This is a genomic window from Lunatimonas salinarum, from assembly GCF_017811155.1.
Taxonomy (GTDB): Bacteria; Bacteroidota; Bacteroidia; order Cytophagales; family Cyclobacteriaceae; genus Lunatimonas; species Lunatimonas salinarum.
In genome coordinates this window covers 2,586-9,112 of record NZ_JACVCV010000036.1, presented here as the reverse complement: position 1 = coordinate 9,112, position 6,527 = coordinate 2,586, and the positions used below count along the sequence as shown (strand labels likewise).

Here is a 6,527-nt window from a genome sequence, read left to right as displayed (position 1 = left end):
TCCTTCACTTCTCATTCTTGACCTTGCGAAGTTTCCCCTTAATTGATAGCAACTACCATGTATTCGACGCATTATGAGAAATCTTGCCTTCCTAACCGTTCTGCTGATTTTTACAGATTGTACTAATTCTTCGCCAAAACCTGTTGATGTGTCTTACCAAGGAGCTACTTATTCTTTTCAGCTGGAAAGGACGGTAGACCTTGGTTTTCCCAAGACATCCGCATACAGCAGTGGAGTTGGTTTCAGACAAACTACGGGTGAATTGGATTATGTTTTTTCTCAGGTATGGGGAGACTACCAATACATGATGGATCCGAAATGGAATGGTGAAATATTCAATTTCACACTTCGTTTTTCTGGAAGGGAGATGGATCTAGACCTGTTTCTTGAAGTGACAGAAGAAATACGACAACAAAGTGGAATCTACTTTGGACTGAAGGAAGAAAGGATCGCTGCCGAGTGCATTCAGGTAAATGACCAAGGTGCGTTAACTTCTCATACTTATCGGATGGAGGATGCTGTGTTGGAGGTAGTCGAATTATCAGACGGAATGTTAATGGCAAAAGGGATGACACTAGATGGGCTTGTGAACTACCTCAACGGGTTACGTGATGAGAAGTATTATTTTTATGAGGGAGTCGATAGCGAAAAATATTCCTTTGAACTTAACGTGTCTAATCCGGAGAAGCTTGAACGATCTTTGAAGATATATGGCATATCACTTGAGAATTGTCAGGTGAATGTACAAGTGGTAGAGATAAAATAGCCTAGAGAATAATTTTTTTCATTCAAATGGGCCATAGTAAGGTCGAAGCTTGGTTTTTTATGTAGAGGCACCCTTGTTTCCGGTTTCCGTCTTTTCGTGGTTTTCAGGTACAGGGGCGTATTCGGTAGTATCCATTGCTCCTTCTAATACGCTTTCGCCGGGTCTGTTTGGGTTACCTAAGATTTGGTATATGAGCTGACTTTCTTTGGGGGTAATCAGTCCACTACTTACTTTTATTTTGTGCTTTTTTAGCCACCTATTCAGCGTCCTGGTGGAAACCCCGAATTTTCTTGCTATTTCCTGCCTAGATTTCGCTGAACTTTCCATAAAATAATTTTGACTAGTTAAATTTATAAATTTGTCCACAAATATACAGGCATACAACAAATTATTCAATAAATTATTTAATAAATTATTCAAGTATCTTAACCAAAAAATATGGTATCTTACCAACGAAGTAGCCAGGGGCTAAGCAAATTTTTTACTTTTCCTAACAGTCTACTTAGAAAAATTTCTTTTTTTGTTTGATTGTTATTAATTCCGTTTGGATTGGATTATAGTTGGCTACCACCACACCTGCTCTCCTTGCTCATAAGTAAAGATTCTTTCCTCTGTTCCTTCGTCTAAACACCTAAGTAAAAACAGGCCATTGGAAATTGGAGAACTAAAGATCAAACTATAAGAATCTGCTGTTTGGATACCGATTGATTTCCATTCATCAGACCAATAGAAAAGCTCATACGAAAGTCCTGCCCAGATATTATTTTTATCAGTTCTTGGACAAAAAGTTACTTGTGATATTTCCTTTTGAGATTTTAAATCAAGACCTATCCATTCCTCGGTGGTACTAACCGGAACGCTAAGAAAACTTAAAGGATTATTGTCAAAGGCAAATTTAATTGTTTTATTTCCCCCCAGATTGAAACTACAAATTACTTCTCCGGATAATGTAGTGGAGCTATTTGATGTTACAGAAAATTCAGCTAAATCTCCCATGCTTCCCTTTGGTATTAAATATCGGATATATCTATAATTTTTTTTCAGATTTAACTCAATCGTTTTTGGGATTAATTCCAAAGAATCATCTATTTGAACAATATCTAGGCTTTCATTGAAGTTTTTATCATTTGAAACTTGAAACTTACCGCCTATCATTTTTCCGGGTAAGCCTTTATTAGGATGATATTTCCTATTTATTTCGATTTTTTGAGAGTTCGTTGTGTGGGATATTTTTTTTGTGTTACTGTTTTTGTCTAAGATAATTGGTTCTCCGACTGGCACTAATTTTTCATTTGTGTAAATCATTGGTAAGTAAACTATTCCTAACCCCATATCCTGGAAAATTGCCTGACCCTTAGATACTGTCGATATTGAAACTGGTACCCAGTTACTATTATTAAATATGCATAAATAGATTATGGAATTTTCTTTAAGAAAATCAATTTTTTCTATCTCTATGTCTTTAGTGCTTATATACTCAGATGTTACATCCTTCAAGTTTGGATTTTGGAAATATGGAAATAATTCCTTATTTATATAATAAGAGACCGCTTCGAATGTTTTTCTATAAATTTTCGGTATTGAATTGCCCCTGCTATACCTTTCGTCTATTACACCTCCCATATTCTTGTTTCCGACATCAAAATCCAATAATGAACCGTCCTTTAGAACGATACTGTTAAACTCATGCCCCAGATGGGAATTTCCGAAATAGAGTATTTCCTCGTGAACCACTGGAATTCCTAGGGCTCTCATCGAGTAAATGCCCAATTGCGCCTGATGTGTGCAGGATCCCATACCTGACTTTAGAAGGTTTTCAATAGTCATTCCTATTGGATAATTTCGTAAAGTATGGCTATATATCCATTTGGATAATAGATCTTCATTGATGAATTTGGCGACAACAAGCGGATCCTCACAGCCAGTATTTTTTAAGGAATCAATTTTATCTTTATATTTATTCAGTAAAGTGGATCGCCAGGTGGATATTTTTTCATTACCAAATCGGTGTGGTAATATGTATTCACAAAAATCATCAAATCTTAAATGCCTAGACCAAGGCAATTGCCACACTTCGAATGCCAAATCAATATTTTCAATAATTAACCTTGAATCGAGATGAATAAGATCAAGCTTGACATCAAAATCTGAGCCTCCAATAGTACCGTATTCCGTAGTAGCAAAATTCCATATCTGTTCGATTTCTGGAATTTTATATCTGTTATTTGGATCCCTTACCAGCGTCTTATGTTTTCTTAAACTATCAACGAAATTAAAGACTGTATCATATAGGTCAAATTTTCTGCCCTCAATACCATATCTATTCACCATATTCTTTACCAAGAACTTAGATGCTTTCAGTTTCAAGCTATCCTTTGCCTCTGAATAGTGACTAAAAACAAGTTCAATTTCGCTTCTGTTTTCCGAAGCTTGTTGAAGCGCTACATTTAAATTGTCATGGGTGCATGAAGATAGTATCAAAATACTTGCAATGCTGAGTGCTAAGGATTTTATAGTTGGTTGTTTGATGCAATCTTTCATAATAATTTTGTTCTTTTATCCAAGTTACATTTTAAAATAAAACTTGAACTAATTTATATTAAAAAAAACTAGACTGTCCGGTTTTGTCCGATAATGTCCGATAATGTCTGATTTTGTCCGTTTTTTTTAGTTTGATAATACATTTTGATGCTATAGCTTTACTGTCAAATAATTTTATTATCTAATCAAATAAAATATTATGAAGAATTATCTAAAAACAAGCAAGTGGCTGCGGTGGATCGCTGCAGGGGTATTCGGTGTCATGCTGGTGTTTAACGTCATGATCAGCTTGGAATTTGAGAAGGATAAGACGCTGCCGTCGTTAACGTTGATTGAATTGGGGAACAGGGCGATGGCGCAGGGTGAGGGCATCTATGAGTCATGTGATATTCCAAATGGTATTGGACATCACATAGAAATGGGGGAGAGAAAGATGTGCTTTGCCTATAATCAATTTATGTGGGTTACTACATGTCATGTGATGGAACAGATGTGTTGCCCCATGCCGAACAATCCCTATTGTTCGGGTCAGTCTTGGTAGTTAACACCTCAATAGGGCTGTCTCAAAATTTGACTTTTTGACAGCCCTACCACTTATTATTAATTTCTATAAAAGTTGCGTTTAAAATGAAACAATACGGATTCTTAATTTTTATCTTTATTTTCATTTCTTGTGGGAAGATGGAAACCTCACTTACTGATAACGTTAAGCAAATGGAGATCGATGTAGACGACCGAAGGATATTCAATTATTCCCAACTGTTTGACACCTGCTTTGTCATTCCACTGGAGACCAGGGATAATGCATTGGTGGGAGAAGTAAAAAAGGTTATCCTAGTGGACAAGTACCTGATCCTATTGGACAATAATACGTCCAAGTCAATATTCATTTATGACCTGGATGGCAAGCTCAGAAACATAATCGATCGGCAGGGCGAAGGGCCGGGGGAGTATATTTTTCCATTTGCAATTTACCTTTCAGAATTAGGTAGGGAAGTTATAGTGTTTGATTCAAAGGGGTTGAAGGCAATATTTTATACGCTGGAAGGCGAGTTCGTCAGAGAAGTCAAACTTGGACAGAATGGGGTATTTTTTGACCTGTTTCCAATGGAAGGAAGCTTCTACTTGACAGGCGAAGATCCGGCCAATGAGAAAAAAATCTTAAAGGAGGTAAATCAAGACTTTGAGTTGCAAAAGACGATCGATACCTTTTCGCCTGATGATATATGGATGATAAATGGTACAAAACAAAAGTATATTTTTGAGAAAGCGGGAGGAAAGGGGTTTTACTACATGGCTTGGGGTGCTAAGAGGATATTGGAGATCGTGGATAATCATATTGAACAAGAAATTCGGTTTTCCTTTTCCCGGGATGGCTTTCAGTCTAAAGCAGGTGAACCCCTCACCTTCGGGGAATATGGAACGAGGATGGACGCTGAGGAAACATTTGCATTGGGAGACCAGATTATTGACGGGAAAAACTTCATGTTTATTGATGTGCACCAGAACAGATTCGTTAAAATGGCATTATGGGACAAAGCAACAGACAAAATCCATTATATAAGTTACCTGAACAACGATATGGACGGCATGATCACGAAAATGCCGGGAATGTTTGGGTTTAATTTTAACAGTGGCTACTTTATCACCATGATGTATCCCCCTGACTTTAATGAAAGGGCTAAAAAAGGTATACCGGAAAGCCCTTACAAAGACCTTTTGGAGAATATCAAACTGGAAGATATCGACAACCCGGTTCTTTTTGTTTATACATTTAAGGAGTATTTTGATGAATAAGAATGTCATACCAATTTCCATAATTTTTCTGGTTGTGGTAGGTCTAATCCTATTCTACACCAATGAGTGGCTCCAAAAAAGCACACCTATTCCCGATACTGACCTGCCTTCACTGAACGAGAATCTTTTTGTAAATCAAAAACGATTAAATGAAACAGCTGAAATTAACAATTTTTTTATATTTAGAAAGGACGGGGATTCGCAATCTATAAATGAGTAAATCAAGGAGTATGGGTACCCCTTACTTTTTTTTAGGTTTAGCAGATATCATTGTAAAAGTTGTATATATGAAGTGATGGAAAAATTAGACCAATTGGCAAACAAAAACGTTAATGACAAAATTGTCGTTTTGGGAGATTTTTTTAATCCTAAAGATATCATAAGATTTAATCATTTCTATGTGAAAAAGGACAATATTTTCTTATTTCGGGTTCCAGATCAAGACATACAAATTCCTGCCGAGTCAGTTGGCCTTCCCTACGTGTTTCAACTGGACAGTTATAAAATATCCAACTTTCTATTAATCAATATAAATAACTTAGCACCTTTTGATAGCTATATTGAAAGTCTGATTGATTAGAAATTATGGAGAAAACTTGAACTAGGTGATCGTACAGAACATTAGTTTCTTAGGGTTTATCATGAGAATTGGTGTTTTGTATGCAACTCTTTTTAAATAAAGACATGACGTTAATCTTCTGGAAGTATAAGGTTTAAATTAGAATAAATTCATTAATAATTCATCTTGTTATAAATTAATGGAAATAAATATAAAATATTATATTCTGTTCTTCGCACTAATTTGGGCTTGTAGTGAGCCGGTTTCCAAAGATGCAACGCATGTTAGTGTGATAAAGTTGGATCCCCTGCTTACGGGTAAAAAGGAAACTGTAAATTTGAGTGAGATTGCCGAAAGTATTGAATACATTTCTTTGGAAACCAACGAACGGAGTATCTTTGGGCATATTGTTTTACCCGAAGAGCAAATTAAGTTTTTTGAAAAGGGAATACTTATTTCTGATAAAAATAGGTTGCTACACTTTAGCTATCAAGGGGATTATATAGGTGAAATTGGAAAAAGAGGAATTGGTCCTACAGAGTATGCTGATATAAGGGATTTTACAATTATCTCAGGAAGCCAACAAATTGTGATTTTTTCTCCCCCAAATCAAAGGGCCTATATCTATGATTATACGGGGGCAGGGACGAAGGATTTTATTGTTGATTTTTGGCCTCTCCACATTGCAAGTCTAGGGAATGATTTTGTGTTTGCCATACCTAAGGGAAGAAGGAAACCCCATGGGAACCACACCTTGATGTATTTGTCCCAAGAAAATTCAGAATACCAAAAATTGCTAATAGATCATTTTGATAAAAAGTCTTCGGAAAGCATCGCATTATCCTCCAATCAACGCTTATATAA

General features: G+C 36.1%; 7 protein-coding genes. 5 read left to right on the top strand and 2 right to left on the bottom strand.

Annotation, left to right across the window (positions count from 1 at the left end; translation table 11 throughout):
* The first annotated feature begins 148 nt into the window (after positions 1 to 148).
* Positions 149 to 766: a hypothetical protein gene (locus tag IAQ59_RS21355; RefSeq protein WP_209332891.1), complete on the top strand. Its 618-nt coding sequence runs from the start codon at positions 149 to 151 to the stop codon at positions 764 to 766.
* Positions 767 to 823: 57 nt separating this feature from the next.
* Here the strand turns inward: IAQ59_RS21355 and IAQ59_RS21350 are convergent, their stop codons facing one another.
* Together IAQ59_RS21350 and IAQ59_RS21345 are read right to left on the bottom strand one after the other, a co-directional pair.
* On the bottom strand, positions 824 to 1,093 hold the full coding sequence (locus tag IAQ59_RS21350) for a helix-turn-helix domain-containing protein (RefSeq protein ID WP_209332890.1): 270 nt from the start codon (positions 1,091 to 1,093) through the stop codon (positions 824 to 826).
* Between the two features lie 237 nt (positions 1,094 to 1,330).
* Entirely contained in the window at positions 1,331 to 3,307 is a 1,977-nt protein-coding gene (locus tag IAQ59_RS21345; RefSeq protein WP_209332889.1) for a hypothetical protein, read from the bottom strand.
* Between the two features lie 199 nt (positions 3,308 to 3,506).
* Here IAQ59_RS21345 and IAQ59_RS21340 point away from each other — a divergent pair, with 199 nt between their 5' ends.
* The 4 genes from IAQ59_RS21340 to IAQ59_RS21325 form a co-directional block, all read left to right on the top strand.
* Complete coding sequence (locus IAQ59_RS21340) at positions 3,507 to 3,848, top strand: hypothetical protein (RefSeq protein ID WP_209332888.1); 342 nt, start codon at positions 3,507 to 3,509, stop codon at positions 3,846 to 3,848.
* A gap of 86 nt (positions 3,849 to 3,934) precedes the next feature.
* Entirely contained in the window at positions 3,935 to 5,104 is a 1,170-nt protein-coding gene (locus IAQ59_RS21335) for a 6-bladed beta-propeller (protein ID WP_209332887.1), read from the top strand.
* Between the two features lie 295 nt (positions 5,105 to 5,399).
* Complete coding sequence (locus IAQ59_RS21330) at positions 5,400 to 5,684, top strand: hypothetical protein (RefSeq protein ID WP_209332886.1); 285 nt, start codon at positions 5,400 to 5,402, stop codon at positions 5,682 to 5,684.
* 178 nt (positions 5,685 to 5,862) lie between these two features.
* The coding region (locus IAQ59_RS21325; RefSeq protein WP_209332885.1) for a 6-bladed beta-propeller at positions 5,863 to 6,527 on the top strand (665 nt) is incomplete at its 3' end.